Genomic DNA, 1,589 nt, shown 5'->3' with positions numbered 1-1,589 from the left:
GGATACGACCGACCCCGCCGGTCGCGGCGCCCTCCCCGCGGAAGGCGCACGGGGCTGCGCCGGGTGACGGGCGCGGTCCCCCTTCGGGGTGCGGGCCGGCGGGCCGCCTCCGTCCCCCCCCCCCCCCCCCCCCGCTGGCCCCCCCCCTCCCGCGTACCCAGGGGTTCTTACGCGATGTCGGTCAGTGGTCGGAGTAGCTGAAGTCGCCCATGGTCCAGGCGCTGACATCCGCGATCGAGACGCGGTACATCCCACCCGTCTCCGGGATCCCCACCGTGCCCTGAAGGATGCGGGCCACATGGAAGTGCAGATGAGTGGGCGGCCCCTCGTGGGGTGTCGTGGCGGTGAAGATGGCGGCGAACTCGCCCAGGCGGTCGGAATCCGTCAGGACCTCCGACACCCGCTGCCTCCACACGGCTTCGGGTGCCAGCCGACCGGTGATGACAGCGCCACCGGTGACAACGGTCAGGGACATCTGATTGCTCTGCCCGGACTCCACCAGGGTGGCAACGTCAACGAGCAGCTCGTCAGGCTTCGACATGGGAGCCGATTTTATGCACCGGTCGTCCCGTTCTCTCGACGGGGAGGACTACCGGTCGGGAAGAGCACTCACCGTCTTCCCGCCGGAGGGCCGACGGGTGACACCGGTTGCTCGGGCGCTGCGGTGACCATGGGCCAGCCGAATCCACCGGTACGGCGGCCGTACAGGACAGGGCGTCCGAGCCCCTGACCTGCTGTGCAGGATGCTCTGCACATCTGGTCCCACCGTAGAGGTCTAGCTCTCCTCGACGGGCGCGAAAATCTATGACGGCCGAAGTAGACATTGAGCTTTGGCGTGGTTATGGTTTCTCTCGTAGCCCAGAGAGACAGCAGGGCCTGGCAGAGACGAACTGCCGGGCAGCAGTACCCGCAGTTGCAGTGCGCAGGACGGTGCGGTGGTGGAGTTCCGAAGCCAGGGTTGTTGCAGGACGGCGACGGGACTGACGACCGGACCGGGTGGCCCGCAGTGATCAGGGGCCGCCGTGAGCAGTACCAGCAGTTAACGCAGTGGCAGTACCTGTAAGTGCAGTTCGAAGTACCCAGCAGTGAAGTAAGTGAGCAGCACCTCGGTGAAGGCGTCGGCTGCGGACGCGCGCACCGGGAAATTCGGCAGTGGGGTTCTAAGCCAGAGCAGACGCAGGTTGGGCAACGGGGCTGGCTGCCGAAGAGTGGCGCTGACACAGGCCACTGAGCAGTACGCAGTACCAGCAGTAGGCAATTGATCACTGAGGGAAGAACGGAGGAGCCGAGCACCATCAGGATCGCCCGGGCGGAAGCCTTGAGCCCGGGTACCGCAGGACATCGATAGTGAGGTGGTCTCCGGTCAAGCAACCGCGATCCCCGCACTCCCGGCAGCACGTCGGCCGGGTCGGCGGAAACACAGAGTCGGCGCAGTATCAGGGCCGACAGATGGTGTAGTAGTTCCTTCGGGGGGCGGGGGGGCGAAAACCCCCCCGGCCCCCCCCCCCGGGGGCGGGGGGGGGGTGATTGAAACAGAAAGGTTGTTGTGGGGGGGCGCCCGGGGGGGTGTAAAAAAAATAAGCGGGACC

The 1,589-nt window shown here is 66.8% G+C and carries 1 protein-coding gene; it reads right to left on the bottom strand.

Features of this window, described 5'->3' with window-relative positions:
• Positions 1-181: 181 nt before the first annotated feature.
• Positions 182-541: a hypothetical protein gene (locus ACFXA3_RS32930; RefSeq protein ID WP_385192872.1), complete on the bottom strand. Its 360-nt coding sequence runs from the start codon at positions 539-541 to the stop codon at positions 182-184.
• Positions 542-1,589 lie beyond the last annotated feature (1,048 nt).

This window comes from Streptomyces sp. NPDC059456, from assembly GCF_042750055.1.
GTDB lineage: Bacteria > Actinomycetota > Actinomycetes > Streptomycetales > Streptomycetaceae > Streptomyces.
Note: the sequence above shows the minus strand (reverse complement) of the source record. Positions and strands in the feature narration are given on the sequence as shown.